At 70.8% G+C, this 20,497-nt stretch carries 22 protein-coding genes; 8 read left to right on the top strand and 14 right to left on the bottom strand.

Translation table 11 applies throughout. The features are described from left to right. Positions 1 to 13 precede the first annotated feature (13 nt). Both OO014_RS09140 and serB read left to right on the top strand, forming a co-directional pair. Positions 14 to 439, top strand: a complete 426-nt coding sequence (locus OO014_RS09140) for a pyridoxamine 5'-phosphate oxidase family protein (RefSeq protein ID WP_272461994.1) — start codon at positions 14 to 16, stop codon at positions 437 to 439. A gap of 57 nt (positions 440 to 496) precedes the next feature. After that, complete coding sequence (gene serB / locus OO014_RS09135; protein WP_272461993.1) at positions 497 to 1,711, top strand: phosphoserine phosphatase SerB; 1,215 nt, start codon at positions 497 to 499, stop codon at positions 1,709 to 1,711. A 58-nt stretch (positions 1,712 to 1,769) separates the two neighbouring features. Here serB and fabI read toward each other — a convergent pair whose 3' ends face one another. Both fabI and OO014_RS09125 read right to left on the bottom strand, forming a co-directional pair. Then, positions 1,770 to 2,531 carry an enoyl-ACP reductase FabI gene (gene fabI, locus OO014_RS09130; RefSeq protein ID WP_272461992.1) on the bottom strand — a complete coding sequence of 254 codons (762 nt, stop codon included), beginning with the start codon at positions 2,529 to 2,531 and terminating at the stop codon, positions 1,770 to 1,772. Positions 2,532 to 2,627: 96 nt separating this feature from the next. After that, positions 2,628 to 3,347, bottom strand: coding sequence for a beta-ketoacyl-ACP reductase (locus OO014_RS09125; protein WP_272461991.1), 720 nt, complete (start codon positions 3,345 to 3,347; stop codon positions 2,628 to 2,630). Between the two features lie 147 nt (positions 3,348 to 3,494). Here OO014_RS09125 and OO014_RS09120 point away from each other — a divergent pair, with 147 nt between their 5' ends. Beyond that, on the top strand, positions 3,495 to 3,800 hold the full coding sequence (locus OO014_RS09120) for a DUF3099 domain-containing protein (RefSeq protein ID WP_272461990.1): 306 nt from the start codon (positions 3,495 to 3,497) through the stop codon (positions 3,798 to 3,800). Next, entirely contained in the window at positions 3,797 to 4,033 is a 237-nt protein-coding gene (locus OO014_RS09115) for a hypothetical protein (RefSeq protein ID WP_272461989.1), read from the top strand. Before OO014_RS09120 ends, OO014_RS09115 begins: the two co-directional genes overlap by 4 nt. A gap of 33 nt (positions 4,034 to 4,066) precedes the next feature. Here OO014_RS09115 and moaA read toward each other — a convergent pair whose 3' ends face one another. Further along, on the bottom strand, positions 4,067 to 5,119 hold the full coding sequence (moaA, locus tag OO014_RS09110) for a GTP 3',8-cyclase MoaA (protein ID WP_272461988.1): 1,053 nt from the start codon (positions 5,117 to 5,119) through the stop codon (positions 4,067 to 4,069). 32 nt (positions 5,120 to 5,151) lie between these two features. Here moaA and OO014_RS09105 point away from each other — a divergent pair, with 32 nt between their 5' ends. Beyond that, a complete protein-coding gene (locus OO014_RS09105) occupies positions 5,152 to 5,952 on the top strand; it encodes an SURF1 family protein (RefSeq protein WP_272461987.1) in 801 nt (266 codons plus the stop codon). A gap of 40 nt (positions 5,953 to 5,992) precedes the next feature. Here OO014_RS09105 and OO014_RS09100 read toward each other — a convergent pair whose 3' ends face one another. The 3 genes from OO014_RS09100 to OO014_RS09090 all read right to left on the bottom strand — a co-directional run bounded on the left by OO014_RS09100 (position 5,993) and on the right by OO014_RS09090 (position 9,903). Further along, entirely contained in the window at positions 5,993 to 7,906 is a 1,914-nt protein-coding gene (locus OO014_RS09100) for an ABC transporter ATP-binding protein (RefSeq protein ID WP_272462014.1), read from the bottom strand. Between the two features lie 135 nt (positions 7,907 to 8,041). Then, on the bottom strand, positions 8,042 to 8,230 hold the full coding sequence (locus OO014_RS09095) for a hypothetical protein (protein ID WP_272461986.1): 189 nt from the start codon (positions 8,228 to 8,230) through the stop codon (positions 8,042 to 8,044). Positions 8,231 to 8,304: 74 nt separating this feature from the next. Next, a complete protein-coding gene (locus OO014_RS09090) occupies positions 8,305 to 9,903 on the bottom strand; it encodes an ABC-F family ATP-binding cassette domain-containing protein (RefSeq protein ID WP_272461985.1) in 1,599 nt (532 codons plus the stop codon). 206 nt (positions 9,904 to 10,109) lie between these two features. On the opposite strand from OO014_RS09090, the gene OO014_RS09085 reads away from it, so the two are divergent. The 3 genes from OO014_RS09085 (at position 10,110) to OO014_RS09075 (ending at position 13,323) form a co-directional block, all read left to right on the top strand. Beyond that, positions 10,110 to 11,228, top strand: coding sequence for a lipid II:glycine glycyltransferase FemX (locus tag OO014_RS09085; protein ID WP_272461984.1), 1,119 nt, complete (start codon positions 10,110 to 10,112; stop codon positions 11,226 to 11,228). A 4-nt stretch (positions 11,229 to 11,232) separates the two neighbouring features. Beyond that, the gene (locus OO014_RS09080) at positions 11,233 to 12,249 is read left to right on the top strand and encodes an alanine racemase (RefSeq protein ID WP_272461983.1); all 1,017 of its coding nucleotides are present in this window, start codon (positions 11,233 to 11,235) and stop codon (positions 12,247 to 12,249) included. 105 nt (positions 12,250 to 12,354) lie between these two features. Further along, positions 12,355 to 13,323 carry a neutral zinc metallopeptidase gene (locus tag OO014_RS09075; RefSeq protein ID WP_272461982.1) on the top strand — a complete coding sequence of 323 codons (969 nt, stop codon included), beginning with the start codon at positions 12,355 to 12,357 and terminating at the stop codon, positions 13,321 to 13,323. Positions 13,324 to 13,330: 7 nt separating this feature from the next. Here OO014_RS09075 and OO014_RS09070 read toward each other — a convergent pair whose 3' ends face one another. The 8 genes from OO014_RS09070 to OO014_RS09035 are packed head-to-tail and all read right to left on the bottom strand — an operon-like array spanning position 13,331 to position 20,446. Further along, entirely contained in the window at positions 13,331 to 13,945 is a 615-nt protein-coding gene (locus tag OO014_RS09070) for an acVLRF1 family peptidyl-tRNA hydrolase (RefSeq protein ID WP_272461981.1), read from the bottom strand. Between the two features lie 25 nt (positions 13,946 to 13,970). Next, positions 13,971 to 14,297 (bottom strand): metal-sulfur cluster assembly factor, encoded by a 327-nt coding sequence (locus OO014_RS09065; RefSeq protein ID WP_013492537.1) that lies wholly within the window; start codon positions 14,295 to 14,297, stop codon positions 13,971 to 13,973. Continuing rightward, a complete protein-coding gene (gene sufU / locus OO014_RS09060) occupies positions 14,294 to 14,806 on the bottom strand; it encodes a Fe-S cluster assembly sulfur transfer protein SufU (RefSeq protein ID WP_272461980.1) in 513 nt (170 codons plus the stop codon). The genes OO014_RS09065 and sufU overlap by 4 nt, the downstream gene beginning before the upstream one ends. Position 14,807: 1 nt before the next feature. Next, positions 14,808 to 16,133 carry a SufS family cysteine desulfurase gene (locus tag OO014_RS09055; protein ID WP_272461979.1) on the bottom strand — a complete coding sequence of 442 codons (1,326 nt, stop codon included), beginning with the start codon at positions 16,131 to 16,133 and terminating at the stop codon, positions 14,808 to 14,810. A gap of 14 nt (positions 16,134 to 16,147) precedes the next feature. After that, complete coding sequence (gene sufC, locus OO014_RS09050) at positions 16,148 to 16,918, bottom strand: Fe-S cluster assembly ATPase SufC (protein ID WP_272461978.1); 771 nt, start codon at positions 16,916 to 16,918, stop codon at positions 16,148 to 16,150. Between the two features lie 5 nt (positions 16,919 to 16,923). Further along, entirely contained in the window at positions 16,924 to 18,186 is a 1,263-nt protein-coding gene (gene sufD / locus OO014_RS09045; protein WP_272461977.1) for a Fe-S cluster assembly protein SufD, read from the bottom strand. Then, positions 18,186 to 19,607: a Fe-S cluster assembly protein SufB gene (gene sufB, locus OO014_RS09040; RefSeq protein WP_272461976.1), complete on the bottom strand. Its 1,422-nt coding sequence runs from the start codon at positions 19,605 to 19,607 to the stop codon at positions 18,186 to 18,188. Before sufB ends, sufD begins: the two co-directional genes overlap by 1 nt. Then, complete coding sequence (locus tag OO014_RS09035) at positions 19,604 to 20,446, bottom strand: helix-turn-helix transcriptional regulator (protein ID WP_272461975.1); 843 nt, start codon at positions 20,444 to 20,446, stop codon at positions 19,604 to 19,606. Before OO014_RS09035 ends, sufB begins: the two co-directional genes overlap by 4 nt. Between the last annotated feature and the right edge of the window lie 51 nt (positions 20,447 to 20,497).

Here is a 20,497-nt window from a genome sequence, read left to right as displayed (position 1 = left end):
GGAGGATGACCCCGTGGCTTCGTGGGTACCTGGCTGGGACGACTTCCCGGCAGCGCTTCTGGAGTTCTGGAGCGAACGCCATCTGTGCACCCTGACGACGCTGCGCAGGGACGGCAGGCCGCACGTGACGCCGGTCGGCGTGGCCCTCGACGTCGAATGGCAGTGCGCCTGGGTCATCACGTCCCGGACGTCGCTCAAGGCGATCCACACCGCGGCCGACCCGCGGGTCGCGGCCTGTCAGGTGGACGGCCGCCGGTGGTCGACCCTCGAGGGGACGGCCGAGGTGAGGTCGGACGCCGAGTCGATCCGTCGGGCCGAGGAGCGCTACGCCGTGCGCTACCGGACGCCGCGGCCGAACCCGGAACGGGTGGCGCTGCGCATCGAGGTCGCGCGCTTCGTGCGCTCTCCTGCCCTGGTCCCGACCGCGTCTCCGGTGTGACCGGTCGCATGGCGGATGGGTCGCGGTGCCCGGCGCTGACCTGACTAGCCTCGTCCCGTGACGAGTGACGACGTGCGGACCCTGAGCATCACGGTGACCGGCGAGGACCGGCCCGGCATCACGAGTGCGATCGTGGGCGCCGTGAGCGGCACGGGGGCGGAGGTCCTCGACATCCAGCAGGTCGCCGTGCACGGCCACCTGACCCTCGCGCTGCTCCTCGCCCCTGGCGAGCACGCCGACGCGCTGCGCGACGCGGCAGCCGTCGTCGCCCATCGCCTCGGGCTCACCCTCTCGGTCGTGGAGGCCACGGGCGACAACGCTCGCCAGCGCCACGGGCGCGCGGCCGTCGTCGTCCTCGGAGCCCCGCTGCGGGCCGACGCCGTGGGGCTCATCACGGCTCGGATCGCCGAGCACGGCGCGAACATCGACCGGATCCGGCGCCTGTCGCGCTATCCCGTCACCACGGTCGAGTTCGACATCAGCGGCGCCGACGTCGACTCCCTGCGCGCCCAGCTCGGACTCGTCGCCGCCACGGCCGGCATCGACGTCGCCGTCGCCCCTGGTGGCCTCGCCCGGCGCGGCCGCCGCTTGGTCGTCCTCGACGTCGACTCCACGCTGATCCAGCAGGAGGTCATCGAGATGCTCGCGGCACACTGCGGCCGCGAGGCCGAGGTCGCGGCGGTGACCGAGCGGGCGATGGCCGGCGAGCTCGACTTCGAGCAGTCGCTGCGCGCCCGGGTGGCGACACTCGCGGGGCTGCCCGACTCCGTGCTGGCCGAGGTCCGCCGCGACATCGTCCTCACGCCCGGCGCGCGGACCCTGGTGCGCACGCTCAAGCGGCTCGGTTACACCGTCGGGCTGGTGAGCGGCGGCTTCATCGAGATCGTCGGCGACCTCGCCGCAGAGCTGGGCATCGACCACGCCCGCGCCAACCGCCTCGAGATCCGCGACGGCGTGCTGACGGGCCAGGTGGTCGGCGACGTCGTCGACCGGGCCGGCAAGGCGGCAGCGCTGCGGGAGTTCGCGGCGCTCGAGGGCCTGCCGCTCAGCCGCACCGTCGCGATCGGCGACGGGGCCAACGACCTCGACATGCTCGCCATCGCCGGGCTCGGCGTCGCCTTCAACGCGAAGCCGCTCGTGCGCGAGCAGGCGCACACGAGTGTCAACGTGCCCTACCTCGACTCGGTGCTCTACCTGCTCGGCATCACGCGCGAGGAGATCGAGGAGGCCGACCTCGGCGACGTCCCGGCGACGCGGCCTGAATCGATGTGATCGATCGAGAAACTGCTCGATCGATCACATCGAACGGGCTGGAGCGGGTGGGCGTCAGCTACTGACCCATCGCGTGGACGCCGCCGTCCACGTGGAGGATCTCGCCCGTCGTCGCCGGGAACCAGTCCGACAGGAGCGCAGCGCACGCCTGCGCCGCGGGCACCGGGTCGTTGACGTCCCAGCCGAGCGGCGCCCGGTCGTCCCAGACCTCCTCGAAGTGCTGGAAACCGGGGATCGACTTGGCGGCGGTGGTGCGGATCGGGCCGGCCGCGACGAGGTTGCAGCGGATGCCCTTGGGGCCGAGGTCCCGCGCCAGGTAACGGTTCGTGGCCTCGAAGGCGGCCTTGGCGACGCCCATCCAGTCATAGACCGGCCAGGCGAACTTCGCGTCGAAGGTCAGGCCGACGATGCTGCCGCCCGGCGCCATCAGCGGCAGCGCGGCCACGCCGAGGGCCTTGAGGCTGTAGGCAGAGATCTGCAGGGCCGTCGACGCGTCCTCCCAGGTGCCCTCCATGAAGTTGAAGGCGCCCTGCGGCGCGAACCCGATGGAGTGCAGCACCCCGTCGAGGTGGTCGACGTGCTCCCGGACCCGGTCGGCCAGCGAGTCGAGGTCCTCCTGGTTCGCCACGTCGAGCTCGACGATCGGCGGCGTCACGGGCAGCCGCTTCGCGATCGCCTGGGTGATCTTCATCGTCCGGCCGAACGACGTCAGGACGACCTCCGCGCCCTCCTCCTGGGCCAGCCGGGCCACGTGGAAGGCGATCGAGCTGTCCATGAGGACGCCGGTGACGAGCAGCTTCTTTCCTTCGAGCATTCCCATGTCTGTTCGTAACTTTCTCGTGTGGAAGGCAAGGGGCGAGCGGGGGCCGGCTGAGCGGCATACGGAAAAGCAGGTGCCGTATGCCGCTGGGCTGGGTCAGTGCCCCATGCCGAGTCCTCCGTCGACGGGGATCACCGCACCCGTGATGTAGCCGGCGTCGTCGCTCGCGACGAACCGCACGACCGACGCGACCTCCTCGGGGGTGGCGAAGCGGCCGGCGGGGATGTTGGCGAGGTAGGCCTTCTTCTGCTCGTCGGGCAGGACCGCGGTCATCTCCGTGTCGATGAAGCCCGGGGCGACGACGTTGGCGGTGATGCCGCGCCCGCCGAGCTCACGGCTGATCGACCGGGCGAGGCCGACGAGGCCCGCCTTGGAGGCGGCGTAGTTGGTCTGGCCCGGGGAGCCGTAGAGGCCGACGACGCTCGAGATGAGGATGATGCGGCCGCGGCGCTTGCGGATCATGCCGGTCGCCGCGCGGCGGGCGCACCGGAACGCACCCGCCAGGTTGGTGTCGATGACGGTGTCGAAGTCCTCGTCGCTCATCCGCATGAGCAGCGTGTCGCGGGTGATCCCCGCGTTGGCGACCAGGACCTCGACCGGCCCGCCGAAGATCTCCTCGGCCGCCGCGAACGCCTGGTCGACGGACGCCGTGTCGGTCACCTCGCACGTGACCGCCTGCAGACCCTCGGGGGGCTCCCCCGACCGGTGCGTGATGATGACGTGGTCGCCGCCCGCCTGGAACGCCCGGGCGATGGCCAGGCCGATCCCCCGGTTGCCGCCCGTGACGAGCACGTTGCGTGGCTGCGTGTCTGCCACCTGGTCTCCTTCGCCTGCGTTCGGGTGGACTCCGCCGCAGTCCGGCGCGTCCGGTCAAGCCCCGAACCTAGTGGACTACCCGTGGGTACGACGACGCCGTCCCAGGGGGCGGGTTCCGGCCGTGGCCGGCGGGCTTATGGTGGAGGGGTGGCAGATGACAAGCGAAAACCGGTGGTGCACACGGTCACCTCCGCGCCGTCGTCGCCCGCGGACGACCAGGACCAGCGGGTCCGGCGCTACCTGACGATGATGGGGATCCGGATCGCCTGCCTCGGCCTCATCTTCGTCACCGACGGCTGGCTGCGGTGGGCCGCGATCATCGGCGCCGTCGTGCTCCCCTACTTCGCCGTCGTCACCGCCAACGCGGTCCGCCCTCGCCAGTCCGGCGAGATCGAGCCAGTCAGCCCGCACTCGGTGACCCCACCGCCGGACCCGAACCGGCTCGGGCAGTGAGCGGGCCGTTGGGCGGGACCGAGGTCGCGGACCGGCAGTGCAGCGCGAAGGGCTGCCGTGCCGAGGCGATGCACGCCGTCATCTGGCGCAACCCCAAGATCCACGTCGAGGGCCGGCGCAAGGTCTGGCTGGCCTGCGACGCGCACGCTCAGTCGCTCGCCGACTTCGTCGGGGTCCGCGGGTTCCTGCTCGAGGTCATCCCCGTCGGCGCCCTGACGGCAGCGGACGGCTGAGGCCGCCGGGTCTTCGCCGCTCGGGGGGGCGCGTCAGCCGCCGATCGCCGACATCGGGCGGTCCGGCTGGACGAAGTCGGGGTCCCCGATGCCGTGGCCACGCCGCTTGCGCCACATCTCGCCGCGCATCAGGTCGAGCAGCTCGTCGTCCGTGGCCCCGTCGCGCAGGGGGGTCCGCAGGTCCGTCTCGGTGCGGGAGAAGAGGCAGTTTCGGACCTGGCCGTCTGCGGTGAGGCGGGTCCGGTCGCAGGCACCACAGAACGGCGCCGTCACGCTCGCGATGATCCCGACGGTCTCGGGGCCACCGTCCACGAGGAACCGCTCGGCCGGGGCGCTGCCGCGCTCGGCCACGGGCAACGGCGTCAGCGAGTAGCGCTGGGACAGCGTCGCGCGGATCTCGTCGGCCGTGACCATGTCACCGCGGTCCCAGGCGTGCTGGGCGTCGAGCGGCATCTGCTCGATGAAGCGCAGCTCGTAGCCCCGCTCGAGGCACCACTGGAGCACATCGGCGACGGCGCTGTCATTGACCCCGCGCATCGTGACGGCGTTGACCTTGACCGGAGTCAGGCCGGCGTCGGCCGCGGCCTTGAGACCGAGCTCGACGTCGCCGAGGCGGTCGCGGCGGGTCAGCCGGGTGAAGGTCTCGGAGTCGATGGTGTCGAGGCTGACGTTGACCCGGTCGAGGCCCGCGGCCGCGAGCCGGTGGGCGACCCGGTCGAGGCCCACCCCGTTGGTCGTCATGGCGATCCGCGGGCGCGGCTCGAGCGCGGCGATGCCCTCGACGAGCTCGACGAGGGAGCGCCGCAGGAGCGGCTCTCCACCGGTGAGACGCACCTGGGTCACCCCGTCACGAACGAAGAGCCCGATGAGCCGCAGCATCTCCCCGTCTGTCAGCATCTCGGCCTTGGGCATCCAGGGCAGGCCCTCGGCCGGCATGCAGTAGGTGCAACGCAGGTTGCAGCGGTCGGTCACGGAGACGCGAAGGTCCCGGGCCACGCGACCGAACTGGTCACGCAAGCCGGTCTGGCCAGCCGGCCTGCCGATCCCCTCGGCAGGCCGGACGGTGGGATCCGGAAGGCGCGTCATGACCACCACTCTAAGGCGGGTAGCGTCGTGCCGTGCTCCGGCTCTGGCTTACTTCTCGATGGCTTCTCTCGACGGTGGTCGCCATCCTCTTCGGCGTCGCCTGCTGGACGCTCGGGTCGTGGCAGTGGAGCCGGCACGTCGAGCAGCGCACCAAGGTGACCGCGATCGAGCAGAACTACGACGCTGCCGCGGTGTCGCTGGGCACGGTGCTGCCGGCCCCTGGAGGCGGTCGTCTCGCCCCGGAGGACCAGTGGACGAGAGTTCGCCTCACGGGCACCTACCTGCCGCAGGGTGAGCAGCTGGTGCGCAACCGCACCCGCGAGCGCACCGTGGGCTTCGAGGTGCTGACCCCCTTCGTGACCGACGGCGGCACCGTGCTCGTCGACCGGGGCTGGGTGCCCAACGCCCAGAACGCCGAGACGACCCCCGAGGCAGACCCGCCCCCCTCGGGTGAGGTGGAGGTCGTCGGCTGGTTGCGCACCGGCGAGCCGGACCTCGGGCGCGACGTTCCCGCCCCGCAGCTGGCCAGCATCAGCATCGCCGACGTCCGGGCCCGGGTGCCTGCCGTCAGCCCTGTCGACGTCTACGTCGTGCTCGGCGACCAGGCCCCGGCGGCTCCCGCTGGGGAGCACCCGGTGTCGCCGCTCCCCCGCCCGGACGAGGGGCTCGGCCCGCATCAGGCCTACGCGATCCAGTGGTGGATCACGATGCCGGCCGGGCTGGTCTTCGTCTTCTTCGCCATCCGGCGGCAGGTGGTCCAGTCCGGCGAGGGCGCGACCGCTGCCGCCCCGAAGCCGAAGAAGGTGCGGATCTGGGACGAGGAGGACGCCTGAAGGCCGCTCGGTCTTCCGGCCTCGGGGGACCGTCCTGCTGTCAGGTGAGGGCCGGTCCAGCGGGCACGACGACCGCGTCGCCGGGCGCGTCCGCTGGCCGCGGCGAGTCGGCGAACTGCGTCGCGTGCAGGTCGGCGTAGAGGCCACCGGCAGCGAGCAGCTCGAGGTGGCGGCCCGTCTCGACGACCCGTCCGTGGTCGAGCACCACGATGAGGTCGGCCTGGCGGATGGTCGAGAGCCGGTGTGCGATGACGATGGAGGTGCGACCGGTCAGGGCCGCGTCGAGGGCGCGTTGGACCGCCACCTCGGACTCGGAGTCCAGGTGGGCGGTGGCCTCGTCGAGCACGACGACGTCGGGGGCCTTGAGCAGCAGGCGGGCGATCGCCAGGCGCTGCTTCTCGCCGCCGCTGAGTCGGTGTCCACGATCGCCCACGACGGTGTCGAGGCCCTCGGGGAGGTCGTCGACGAGGTCGCTGATCTGGGCGGCGCGCAGTGCCTGGGCCATCTCCTCCTCGGTCGCGTCGGGACGGGCATAGAGCAGGTTGGCCCGGATGGTGTCGTGGAAGAGGTGCGCCTCCTGGGTCACCATGCCGAGCCGGCCGCGCAGCGACGAGAGTGTGACGGCGCGCAGGTCGAGGCCGCCCACCCGCACGACGCCGCTGGACGGGTCGTAGAGGCGGCTCACGAGGGCGGTCAGCGTCGTCTTGCCGGCTCCGGACGGACCGACGAGGGCCACCAGCTGGCCGGGCTCGATGGACAGGCTGATGTCGTGCAGCACCGGCCCCCCGGCGCGGCGGTCCCCGCTGGCGGTCGCCTCGAGCGACGCGAGGGAGACCTCGTCGGCGGAGGGGTAGCGGAAGGAGACGTGGTCCAGCTCGACCCGGAGCGCGCCCTGCGGGAGCGGTCGGGCGCCGGGCTCCTCGTCGACCAGCGGCTTGAGGTCGAGCACCTCGAAGACACGCTCGAACGAGATGAGGGCGGTCATGATGTCGACCCGCACGTTGGACAGCGACGTCAGGGGCCCGTAGAGCCGCGCGAGCAGAGCGGCCAGGGCGAGGAGGGTGCCGACGGAGAGGCTGCCGCTGACGGCCATCAGGCCGCCGAAACCGTAGACCATGGCCGTCGCGAGGGCCGCGACCAGCGTCAGGGCCGCCATGAAGATCGTGCGGTTGATGGCGATCTGGATGCCGACGTCACGGACGCGGCTCGCCCGCTCGTCGTACTCCGCCGCCTCGCGCACCGGGTCACCGAAGAGCTTGACGAGCAGCGCTCCGGCGACGTTGAACCGCTCCGTCATCCGCGTGCCCATGTCGGCGTTGAGCGTCATCTGCCGCGCGGCGAGGGCGGCGAGTCGGCGGCCCATCAGCTTGGCGGGGATCAGGAAGAGCGGGACCAGCAGCAGGGAGCCGAGGGTCAGCTGCCAGGACAGGGCAAGCATGGCGCCGATCACGAGGACGACGGAGACGATGTTGCTGACGACGTTGGACAGGACCGAGGTGAAGGCCTGCTGCGCGCCGATGACGTCGCTGTTGAGCCGCGAGACGAGGGAGCCGGTCTGCGCCCGGGTGAAGAACGCGATCGGCTGCCGCAGCACGTGGGCGAAGACCTCGGTGCGCAGGTCCTTGATCAGCCCCTCACCGATCCGTGACGAGAACCAGCGCTGGACGATGCTGAGCAGGGCGTCGAAGACCGCGATGGCCGCCACGACGAGGGCGAGCCGGACGACGACGTCGGAGTCCTTCGGGATGACGCCGTCGTCGACGAGCGCCTTGAGCAGGAGGGGCACGGTGACGACGAGGATCGAGTTGACGATGACGATGCCGAGGAAGGCGACGATCGTGGGCCGGTACGGCGTGGCGTATGAGAGGACGCGGCGCCACGTGCCGGGGGCCAAGGTGTGCTCGGCCACGCTGCGGTCGCGCGACAGCGACCGCATCATCATCCACGGCTGCATCCCCAAGGCGGGTCCTCCTTCGTCCTCCGATCCAACCGCAAGCCGGTGACAACGATTCCCCGGGGTGGCGGCGACCAGGTCGTATGCCGCTGGGCTCGATGGGCGGGAGGCCGCCCTTGGGTGCCCGGACGGTCCTCAGGCCGCCGCGGTGGCGCCGGGCTGGACCGCGCGGAGGACGCCCCAGCCCGACACCGTGGCCGGCTGGGCGAGCTCGACGCGCAGGATCCGGAGGCAGTCGAGACAGGACCACGCCGACATGGGGTCCGGGAAGGGACTCAGGTCGTCCCCGCCGCAGTACGGGCACGCGAGGTGGTAGGTCGGCATGCCTTGAAGTGTCGTGGGATGCCCCGCCAGATACAATAACCATCCATTATCTGGATGATCACTTTCTATTATGTTCAGGCGAGGGCGATGAGGTCCTTGTAGTCCGGCCCCCAGAGATCTTCCACCCCATCGGGCAGGAGGAGGATCCGCTCGGGCTCGAGGGCGTCGACGGCGCCCTCGTCGTGCGTGACCAGGACCACGGCACCCTCGTACGTCGAAAGCGCTCCCAGGATCTCCGCTCTGGAGGCGGGGTCGAGGTTGTTGGTCGGCTCGTCGAGGAGGAGCACGTTGGCCGCCGACACGACGAGCATGGCCAGGGACAGGCGCGTCTTCTCGCCGCCGGAGAGCACTCCGGCCGGCTTCTCGACGTCGTCGCCGGAGAAGAGGAAGGAGCCGAGCACCTTGCGCACGTCCGTCTCGCCGAGGTCGGGCGCGGCCGACTTCATGTTCTGCAGCACGGTGCGGTCGACGTCGAGGTTCTCGTGCTCCTGCGCGTAGTAGCCGAGCTTGAGCCCGTGCCCGGGTTCCACCTCGCCGGTGTCGGGCTCGTCCACCCCGGCCAGCATCCGCAGCAACGTCGTCTTGCCGGCACCGTTGAGGCCCAGCACGACGACCTTGCTCCCCCTGTCGATGGCGAGGTCGACGTCGGTGAAGACCTCGAGTGAGCCGTACGACCGCGACAGCCCCGACGCACGCAGCGGCGTCTTGCCGCACGGCGCCGGCTTCGGGAAGCGCAGCTTGGCGACCTTGTCCTGCACCCGCTCACCCTCGACCCCCGCGAGGAGCCGCTCGGCCCGCTTGGCCATGTTCTGTGCGGCAGTTGCCTTGGTCGCCTTGGCGCGCATCTTGTCGGCCTGGGCCAGCAGGGCGCTCGCCTTCTTGTGGGCGTTGGCCAGCTCGCGCTTGCGGCGCCGTTCATCCGTCTCGCGCTGCTGGAGGTAGGTCTTCCAGCCCATGTTGTAGACGTCGAGCGCGGATCGGTTGGCGTCCAGGTGGTAGACCTTGTTGACCACCGCGTCGAGCATCTCCACGTCGTGGCTGATGACGATCAGTCCGCCCTTGTAGCCGCGCAGGTACTCGCGCAGCCAGACGATCGAGTCCGCGTCGAGGTGGTTGGTCGGCTCGTCCAGCAGCAGGGTCTCGTTGCCGGAGAAGAGGATTCGCGAGAGCTCGACGCGGCGTCGCTGACCTCCCGACAGAGTCCTGAGGGGCTGGGTCAGGATCCGCTCGTCGAGCCCGAGGGCGCTGGCGATGGCCGCTGCCTCCGACTCGGCTGCATAGCCGCCGGCTGCCTCGAACTCGACCTCGAGCCGGGTGTACTGCCGCATCGCCTTCTCGCGCAGCTTGTCGTCCTCGCTCGCCATCCGCTCCTCGGCGGCCGCTCGGCGGCGGACGATCTCGTCCAGCCCGCGGGCTGACAGGATCCGGTCGCGCGCGAGGATCTCGAGGTCTCCCGTGCGCGGGTCCTGGGGCAGGTAGCCGACGGCCCCGGTGCGGGTCACCGTCCCTGCGGCCGGCTGCCCCTCCCCCGCCAGCACCTTGGTCAAGGTGGTCTTCCCCGCGCCGTTGCGCCCGACCAGACCGATCCGGTCCCCGGCGTCGATGCGGAAGCTGGCGTCCTCGAGCAGCAGGCGCGCGCCCGCGCGCAGCTCGATCCCGGTGGCGACGATCACGGCGAATCCTCTCTGGTGCCGCAATGCGTCAGCGGCTTGGCAACCCCTCCATTCTGCCAGCGTGGGCGGCGTGCTCTCGACGGACTAGCGCGCGCAGGACGCGCAGGAGCTGACGGCTGAGGTGGGCCCGGGTCGCTACGAGGGCCGGGCGGAGACGCGGCGGCACCTGCCGCCCGATCTGCTCGCCTCCGGTAGCGTGACGCTCCGTGAGCGCCCCGATAACCGTCCGCGACATCAGCGCCGACGAGCACCTCGCCTGGCTGCAGACGCAGCCGTCGGCAAGCTTCCTGCAGACACCCGCCTGGGGGGACGTCAAGACCGACTGGCGGCACGAGTCGATCGGCTGGTTCGACGGGGAGACGATGGTCGGGGCTGCCCTCGTCCTGCACCGGAGCCTGCCGAAGGTCGGCCGTTCGCTCGCCTACCTTCCCGAGGGTCCGTGCATCGCCTGGGACTCGCCTCGGCTCGTGGAGCTGCTCCGGGCGCTCCGGGACCATCTCAAGGCCAAGGGCGCCTTCGCCCTTCGGATCGGTCCCCCGGTCCCGACCCACCGCTGGCAGGCCCCCACGATCAAGGCAGCGATCAGCGACCCCGCGACGACCCGCTACGACCAGGCCACTCCAGACGTCGTCGAGCCGGTGGGCACCTCTGTCGTCGAGACGCTCCGCCGACTCGGGTTCAAGCACCTCTCGCCGGAGGACGGCTTCTCCGCCGGCCAGCCGGAGTACGTCTTCCAGGTCCCCCTCGCGGGTCGCTCGGAGGCCGACCTGCTCGCGGGGATGAACCAGCTGTGGCGGCGCAACATCAAGAAGACCCAGAAGAACGGCGTCACCGTCCGGATCGGGGACGCGAGCGACATCGGGACCTTCCACCGGGTCTACCTCGAGACTGCGGAGCGGGACCGGTTCACCCCTCGCGGGGTCGAGTACTTCGAGCGGATGTACCGCGTCATGTCGAGCGAGGACCCGGACCGGATCCGCGTCTACCTCGCCGAGCACGAGGGCGACGTCCTTGCGGCCACGGTCTTCATCCGCGTCGGCGAGCATGCCTGGTACTCCTACGGCGCGTCCACGGCTGCCAAACGCGAGCTGCAGGGCTCCACGGCGATCCAGTGGCAGATGATGCGGGACGCCCTGGCCGCGGGCGCCACCACCTACGACCTGCGGGGCATCACCAACACCGTCGCGGAGGACAACCCGCACATCGGCCTCATCCGGTTCAAGGTCGGGACCGGCGGCGAGGCGGTGCGGCTCGCCGGTGAGTGGGACCTCCCCCTCAACCGGGTCCTCTACGCAGCCTTCGACCTCTACATGAAGCGCAGGTGACGCCGTGGCCCTGACACTGCACGTCGACGGCGCCAAGTGGCGCGCCGCCCAGGACGCTGCGCTCGCTGCAAACCCTGGCCTCGTCCCGGTGATCAAGGGAAACGGCTACGGGTTCGGGCCGGCGACGCTCTACGCAGAGGCCAGCCGGCTGCGCGTCCCCATGGTGGCGGTGGGAACGTATGCCGAGGTGCCCGGTGCGCTCGCTGGTTTCCCTGGTGACGTCCTGGTCATGGAGCCGTTCCGAGCCGCCATCCATGCCGGTCTCCCTCAGGTCGGCGAGGGCCGCCTCGTGCACACCATCACTGCGCGCGTGGACCTCGATGCGCTGCTGGTCGCCAACGCCGCTGCGCGCGTCGTCGTCGAGGGCCTGACCTCGATGGGTCGCTTCGGCGCCCCGGTCGAGAAGGTGGGCGACCTCATGGCGGCCGGGCACGGGGAGGGCGTGACGCTCCACCTGCCACTCGGCTCGGGCCACATCGACGAGATCAGTCGCTTCGTCGAGGCGGTCGGCGGCATCCGGCCCTTCTTCGTCTCGCACACGACCTCCGACGAGGTGGCAGCGCTCCGGCATCGCTTCCCGGAGCACCGCTTCGCCGCGCGGGTCGGCACCGACCTGTGGCTCGCGGACCGTTCGGCCTATGAGGTCAGGGCCCACGTCCTCGACGTGCGCCCCCTGTCCAAGGGCGACCGGGTGGGCTACCGTCAGCGGCCCCAGCCGGCCGGTCATCTCGTCGTCGTCAGCGGGGGCACCTCCCACGGGGTGGCCATGGAGTCTCCTGCCTCTGCGGCGACGGCCCGGAGCCGCGCCATCGCCGTCGCCGAGGGCATGCTCGAGGCCGCGCACCGGGTCCGGTCTCCCTTCACGGTGAGTGGCACCATGCCGCGGTTCGCCGAGCCGCCGCACATGCAGTGCAGCCTCCTCACGCTCCCTGCAGGAGTCACTCCCCCGTTGGTCGGCGACATCGTCCCGGTGCGCATGCGCCTGACCACCGCCTACCCCGATGCTGTCGTCATCGAGTGACGACATGCGATCGCCGGGTGCTCACTCTGGGTACGTGGCGGTGACTAGGGTTGACGCAGCGACGGTCCGGGACGTCTCGGACCCAATCTCCATCAGGAGCGTGACATGAGCTTCAACGAGAACGCCCAGCTCGACACCTCGCAGGTCCAGAGCGGCGGTGGCGGCGGCTTCGGGCGTGGCGGCGGTGGCGGCGGCAACTTCCCCGGCGGCATCCAGGTCGGGGGCGGCATCGGCGGCCTCATCCTGCTCGTGCTCATGCTCATCTTCGGCGGAGGCAACATCCTCGGGGGCGACTCGGGGGGCAGCGGCTCAGGCGGCGGCCTGCCCTCGCAGCAGCTCCAGCCGGAGCAGGTGGGGGCGGCCGGGCAGGTCTCCGAGTCCGAGTTCTCCCAGTGCAAGACCGGTGCGGACGCCAACAAGGACGACGTCTGCCTCATCATCGCGACGGTCAACAGCGCCAACGACTACTGGACCAAGACGCTCCCGAAGTACCAGGTCAACTACGAGATGGCGCGGACCGTCATCTACGAGGGCCAGGTCCAGTCCGGCTGTGGGACGGCCAGCTCGCAGGTCGGTCCGTTCTACTGCCCGCTCGACTCGAAGGTCTACGTCGACGCCAGCTTCTTCCAGGAGCTGGAGAGCAAGTTCGGGGCCGACGGTGGGCAGCTCGCCAAGGAGTACGTCATCGCGCACGAGTACGGCCACCATGTCCAGAACCTCCTCGGCATCCTCAACCGCGCCCAGCAGGACCCGCAGGGCCCGAACTCCGGCGCGGTGCGGATCGAGCTGATGGCCGACTGCCTCGCAGGCACGTGGGTCAAGCACGCCACCGAGACGACGGACGCGAACGGCACGCCGCTGCTCAAGCCGATCACCCAGGACGACATCCGGTCGGCCATGTCCGCTGCCGCCGCCGTCGGTGACGACCGCATCCAGGAGAAGATGCAGGGCCGCGTCACCCCCGAGAACTGGACCCACGGTTCCGCCGAGGCCCGGATGAGCTGGTTCAACCAGGGCTGGGAGACGGGCGACATCAACCAGTGCAACACGTTCGGAGTCGAGTCCGTCAGCTGAGGCGCCCTCAGGCCGCAGGCGGGTCGGTGATGGCGATCCGGTAGCTCCGGCCGCGCCGCAGGGCCGTCTCGAGGACGTCCCGGCGCGGATCGGGAAGGTCGTAGAGCTCGCGCACCGGCAGGCCCTGCAACGACCGCAGCGCGGGGGCCTCGAGCACCTGCTGGACCAGGGCTCGGTCGCCGCCGATGACCAGGGCACGAGGCAACCCCGCCGCCCCCGCAGCGGGAGATTCGTCATCACCGAGCAGGATCCGCCGTGCGTGTCCCACGACGGCGACGACGAGCTCGTCGGCCTGCTTGCCGCGCCGCCTGGCGAACCGCTGCTGGGACCAGCCGCCCGCTGCCGTCCGGGACTGGACGTGTCGCCTGCCGACCTTGCTCTCCCCCAGGCGCCCGCCTGCCGCGAGCGCCACGGCATAGCCACCGCGGCGGACCAGGACGATCCCCAGCGGGTCGTGGGCGAACGGCGTCGCGACGGCGGTCGCACCGTCGGGCGCCTCGGCGCGGACGACGACGCCACCCGCGGTGTCCTCGCGGGTGGCGTCAAAGGGTCCGTGGCGCTCCGCGAACCCGGCGAGCCACCGGTCGAGCCGCTCGGGCTCGACCTCGACGACACGGGTCACGGTCGGCGAGGTATCGGGCCGACGATCAGAGGTTGAAGCCGAGGGCGCGCAGCTGCTCGCGGCCGTCCTCGGTGATCTTGTCCGGACCCCATGGCGGCATCCAGACCCAGTTGATCCGGTGGGAGGCCACGAGCCCCTCGAGCGCCTGGGCCGTCTGGTCCTCGATGACGTCGGTCAGCGGGCACGCGGCCGAGGTCAGGGTCATGTCGATGACGGCGTGCGACTGCGAGTCGACGGTGATGCCGTAGACGAGGCCGAGGTCGACGACGTTGATGCCGAGCTCGGGGTCGACGACGTCGCGCATCGCCTCCTCGACGTCCGCGACGTTCGCAGGGGTGGTCTGGGCGGTCATGACGTGGCTCCCGTGGTCGTGGGCTTGGCTGAGCTGGATAGCGGGCTGGTCGTCGTGCGCGGCCGCGCGATGTCCTGGCCGGATCGGGCGAGGGCGTCGGTGAAGGCGGTCCAGCCGAGCAGGGCGCACTTGACCCGGGCGGGGTACTTGGCGACGCCGGCGAAGGCGACACCGTCGCCGATGACCTCTTCGTCGCCGGCGACCTTGCCCTTGGAGGTGAGCATGGTGCGCATCGCCTCGACGGTCTCGAGGGCCTCGGACACGGGACGGCCGATCACCTCGTCAGCCAGGACGGACGACGAGGCCACCGAGATGGAGCAGCCCTTGGCGTCGTAGGAGAGGTCCTGGACGACCGCCTCACCGCCGTCCTCCGAGACCGCGACCCGCAGAGTCACCTCGTCACCGCAGGTGGGGTTGATGTGGTGCACCTCGGCGGTGAAGGGCTCGCGCAGGCCGGCGTGGTGCGGGCGCTTGGAGTGCTCGAGGATGAGCTCCTGGTAGAGGTCCATCTCAGGCCACCCCCGCCGGAGTGGCGACGTCGAGACCGAAGATGACCGGCACGCGGTCGAGCGCCTCGAGCAGGGCGGCGACCTCCTCGCGGGTGCTGTGCACGGCGAAGGAGGCGCGCGTCGTCGCAGCGGCGTCGAGGGCGCGGTGGAGCGGCCAGGCGCAGTGGTGACCGACGCGCACCGCGACTCCCGCGTCGTCGAGCACCTGCCCGACGTCGTGTGCGTGCACGCCCTCGACGACGAAGGCGACCGCCCCGCCTCGGGGCACGCCCCGCGGTGGGCCGACGACCCTCACCCACGGGCGCTCCTCGAGGCCGGCGAGCAGCTCGTCGACCAGGGCGCCCTCGTGCTCCTGGATCCGCGCCAGTCCGATCGCCTCGATCCAGCGGACCGCTGCGGCGAGCCCGACGGCCTGGGCGGCATTCGGGACGCCGGCCTCGAACTTCTGCGGCGCCGGCGCCCACGTCGAGCGCTCCATCGTGACGAGCTCGATCATCGAGCCGCCGGTGAGGAAGGGCGGCATGACGTCGAGCAGCTCGGCCCGACCCCAGAGGACGCCGATCCCCATCGGACCGTAGAGCTTGTGGCCGCTGAAGGCGATGAAGTCGGCGCCGAGCGTCGCGACGTCGACCGGCAGGTGTGGCACCGACTGGCAGGCGTCGACCACGACGAGCGCTCCCACCGCGTGGGCGCGCTCGGCGAGCTCGGACACGGGGTTGATCGTGCCCAGCACGTTGGAGACATGGGCCAGGGCGGAGACCTTGGTCCGCTCGGTCAGCAGCGAGTCCAGGTCGGACAGATCGAGCGCCCCGTCCGCCCCGACCGGGATCCACCGGAGCGTCGCCCCGGTCCGTCGCGCCAGCTCCTGCCACGGCACGAGGTTGGCGTGGTGCTCCATCTCGGTGACGAGGATCTCGTCACCGACCCCGAGGACGAACCGGTCGTCCTTCGGGTCGTCGGTCGGGGCCGCGTTGGAGAACGCGTAGGCGACGAGGTTGAGCGCCTCGGTGGCGTTCTTCGTGAAGACGACCTCGTCGGAGGGCGCACCGATGAAGCGGGCGATGGTCTCCCGGGCCGCCTCGAAGTCGTCCGTGGCCTCCTCCGCGAGCTGGTGTGCACCGCGGTGGACCGCCGCGTTGTGCTGCTCGTAGAAGGCCCGCTCGGCATCGAGGACCGCAGTCGGCTTGTGCGACGTGGCCCCGGAGTCGAGGTAGACGAGGGGCCTGCCGTCGCGCACGGTGCGCGACAGGATGGGGAAGTCAGCTCGGATCGCGGCGACCTCCTCGTCCGTGAAGGCGCCGACGTGCGGCGTTGCGGCAGAGCTCATCTCGATCGGACCTCTCAGACGCCCTCGACGGCGGCAGCCGTCGCGTAGCGGTCGTAGCCCTCTTCCTCGAGGCGGTCGGCCAGCTCGGGACCGCCCTCCTCGACGATCCGGCCGTCGACGAACACGTGGACGAAGTCGGGCTTGATGTAGCGCAGGATGCGCGTGTAGTGCGTGATCAGCAGGACGCCGAGGTCGTTGTCCACCTTGGCGCGGTTGACACCCTCGGAGACGACCTTCAGCGCGTCGACGTCGAGGCCGGAGTCGGTCTCGTCGAGGATGGCCATCTTGGGTCGGAGCAGCTCGAGCTGGAGGATCTCGTGGCGCTTCTTCTCACCACCGGAGAAGCCCTCGTTGACGTTGCGCTCGGCGAAGGCCGGGTCCATGCGCAGGTTGGCCATGGCACCCTTCATGTCCTTGACCCAGGTGCGCAGCTTGGGGGCCTCGCCGTCGATGGCGGTCTTGGCGGTGCGCAGGAAGTTGCTCACCGTGACGCCGGGCACCTCGACCGGGTACTGCATGGCGAGGAAGAGCCCCGCCCGGGCGCGCTCGTCGACGCTCATGGACAGGACGTCCTCGCCGTCGAGCGTCACCGTGCCGCCGGTGACGGTGTACTTCGGGTGGCCGGCGACGCTGTAGGCGAGCGTCGACTTGCCGGAGCCGTTGGGCCCCATGATGGCGTGGGTCTCCCCCGACTTCACGGTGAGGTCGACCCCGCGCAGGATCTCCTTGGGGCCGTCCTCGGTCTCCACCGAGACGGTGAGTCCCTTGATCTCGAGCGTGCTCATGTGGGTCAGTTCTCCTTGGTGCTGTCGAGCGAGTGGTCGGTGGCCGCACCGGTGGGCGCGGCGTAGGCGGTCGTGGCGAGCTCCTCCTCGATGGCGGCGCTCACCTCGTCCCGGAGGTCGGCGAGGGGGATCTCGCGGACGATGTCGGCGAAGAAGCCCCGCACGACGAGGCGCTTGGCCTCTTCCTCTGGGATACCGCGGGCCTGCAGGTAGAAGAGCTGCAGGTCGTCGAAGCGGCCCGTCGCCGAGGCGTGTCCGGCGCCCTCGATCTCGCCCGTCTCGATCTCGAGGTTGGGCACCGAGTCGGCGCGGGCGCCGTCGGTGAGGATGAGGTTGCGGTTGAGCTCGTAGGTGTCGGTGCCCTCGGCCGCCGCGCGGATCAGCGCGTCGCCGACCCACACGGTGCGGGCCGTCTCGCCCTGGAGCGCACCCTTGTAGGTGACGTGGCTCTTGCAGTGCGCGGCGTTGTGGTCGACGAAGGACCGGTGCTCCAGGTGCTGGCCCGAGTCGGCGAAGTAGACGCCGAGGAGCGTCGCGTCGCCGCCCGGACCGGCGTAGCGGACGTTGGCGTTGAGGCGGACGATCGCGCCACCGAGCGTCACGGAGATGTGCCGGTAGGTCGAGTCGCGGCCCACCAGGGCGTCGTGCTGGGCGAGGTGGATCGCGTCGTCGTCCCACCGCTGGCCGGCGACGACCGTCAGGTCGGACGCGTCCTCGGTGAGCACGGACACGAGCTCGGTCAGCTGCCCGGAGCCCTGGTGGTCGATGACGACCGTGGCCCGGGAGTGGTGGCCGGCGCGGATGACGACGTGGGCGTGGGCCGCCCCGTCGACTCCCGTCCCGTCGAGGCGCAGGCGGACCGGCGCGTCGAGCTCAGCCTCGGCGGCGACCTCGACGAGGAGCACCGAGGGCGCCCCGGCCGCGGCCACGGCGGCGGCGCGGTCCTGCGGGGGCAGGATGCCGAGCCCCCGCGCCTCGTCCGCGGAGATGGTGGTCGTGGTGACGCCGTCGGTGAGGTCGACGGCCCAGTCGAGGGCGGGGCTGGTGCCCTCGGCGAGCAGGGCGGCGAGCTTCTTCACCGGGGTGAAGCGCCACTCCTCCTCGCGGCCCTTGGGCACGGCGAAGTCGGCGAGGTCGAACGACGCGGTGCGCTCGGCGCGGGACTGCTCGGGCACGAAACCGCGCGCGACAGCAGGGTCGACGTGGGTCTTTCCCGTGCCCTGCGCGATCGCGTCGGCGGACTCGGCAAGCGTGTCGGCAACGGACATCAGCCGACGGCTCCTTCCATCTGGAGTTCGATGAGGCGGTTGAGCTCGAGGGCGTACTCCATCGGCAGCTCGCGCGCGATGGGCTCGATGAACCCGCGCACGATCATGGCCATGGCCTCGTCCTCGGCCATGCCGCGGGACATGAGGTAGAACAGCTGGTCCTCGGAGACCTTCGAGACGGTCGCCTCGTGGCCCATCGAGACGTCGTCCTCGCGGATGTCGACGTAGGGGTAGGTGTCGGACCGGCTGATCGTGTCGACGAGCAGCGCGTCACAGCGCACGGTCGACGCGGAGTGAGAGGCGCCCTCGAGCACCTGCACGAGCCCGCGGTAGGACGCGCGGCCACCGCCTCGGGCGACGGACTTGCTGATGATCGAGCTCTTCGTGTTGGGAGCGGCGTGCACCATCTTGGAACCGGTGTCCTGGTGCTGGCCCTCGCCGGCGAAGGCGATCGAGAGCGTCTCGCCCTTGGCGTGCTCACCCATGAGGAAGACGGCCGGGTACTTCATCGTCACCTTGGAGCCGATGTTGCCGTCGACCCACTCCATCGTCGCCCCGGCCTCGCACGTGGCGCGCTTGGTGACGAGGTTGTAGACGTTGTTGGACCAGTTCTGGATGGTCGTGTAGCGCACGCGGGCGTTCTTCTTGACGATGATCTCGACGACCGCGGAGTGCAGCGAGTCGGACTTGTAGATCGGCGCGGTGCAGCCCTCGACGTAGTGCACGTAGGAGCCCTCGTCGGCGATGATCAGGGTCCGCTCGAACTGGCCCATGTTTTCCGTGTTGATCCGGAAGTAGGCCTGCAGCGGGATGTCGACGTGGACGCCCGGCGGGACGTAGATGAAGGAACCGCCGGACCAGACCGCCGTGTTGAGCGAGGCGAACTTGTTGTCGCCGGCCGGGATCACCGTGGCGAAGTGCTCGCGGAAGAGGTCCTCGTGCTCCTTCAGCGCCGTGTCGGTGTCGAGGAAGATGACGCCCTGCGCCTCGAGGTCCTCACGGATCTGGTGGTAGACGACCTCGGACTCGTACTGCGCGGCCACCCCGGCGACGAGGCGCTGCTTCTCGGCCTCGGGGATGCCGAGCCGGTCGTACGTGGTCTTGATGTCCTCCGGGAGCTCGTCCCAGGTGGTCGCCTGCTTCTCGGTGGACTTCACGAAGTACTTGATGTTCTGGAAGTCGATCCCGGTGAGGTCCGAACCCCAGGCCGGCATCGGCTTCTTCTCGAACAGGGACAGGCCCTTGAGCCGCAGCTTCGTCATCCACTCGGGCTCGCTCTTGCGGGCGGAGATGTCGCGGACGACCTCCTCGTTGAGCCCACGCCGGGCAGACGAGCCGGCGGCGTCCGAGTCGGCCCAGCCGTACTCGTAGCGCCCGATGTCCTTCAGGCCCGGGTTCAGCTCTTCGATGTGGGTGGTCATGAACGGGACCTTTCCTTGGTTGGTTCGTTCGAGATGGTCGTATGCCGCTGGGCTTGCCCCGCGACGCCCGTCTCGTCCGCGCGGGACACCCTTGGGTCAACAGCCGGGACGTCGTGGGTCTTCCGTCCCACGGCCGTTGCGGGCACGAAGGTGGTGCACACGTGGTCGCCGCCGGCGAGGGTGGCGAGCCGCTGGACGTGCACGCCGAGCAGGCGGGAGAAGGCGTCGGTCTCGGCCTCGCAGAAGGCCGGGAACTGCTCGGCCGCGTGCTGGACCGGGCAGTGTCCCTGGCACAGCTGGACCCCGGCGAGGGCTCCGGCCTGCACCGGCCGCGCCGACGCGGCGAAGCCGTCGCGCGAGAGCAGGTCGACGAGGGTCGCAGCACGAGCGCTCGGGTCGCTGCCCGTGGCAGCGAGCTCAGCGGCATACCTCTCCTCGAGGGCGGCGACGCGGCTCCGCGCGAAGTCCGCGACCGCCTGGGGCCCCGCGTGCTCGGAGAGGTAGCGCAGCACTTCGACGGCGAGCGAGTCGTAGTCGGCCTCGAGGGCCCGGTGACCCTGCTCGGAGATGACGTAGGCGCGCGCCGGTCGGCCACGCCCGCGCCGGGCTCCCGAGGGCTCGTGCTCCACGACGGCACCCTGCTCCACGAGGGCGTCGAGGTGGCGCCGCACCGCCGCAGGCGTCAGGTCGAGGTGGCGACCCAGCTCGGCAGCGGTGATCGGGCCCTCGGCCGAGACCATGTGCAGGACACGGGAGCGAGTGCGCGACTCGAGAGGCGACCCATGCTCGCCATGGTCGCCGCCCTTCGCCTCGATCGGCGGGTGCTCACCGAAAAACACCACACCATTGTGACGTAATTGGGGAAAGGTCGGCTAGTAAGGCCCCCCTTA

Source organism: Intrasporangium calvum, from assembly GCF_028446585.1.
GTDB classification, from domain to species: domain Bacteria; phylum Actinomycetota; class Actinomycetes; order Actinomycetales; family Dermatophilaceae; genus Intrasporangium; species Intrasporangium calvum_A.
The sequence above is the reverse complement of the archived record's forward strand: the minus strand, read 5'-3'. Positions and strand labels throughout refer to the sequence as shown.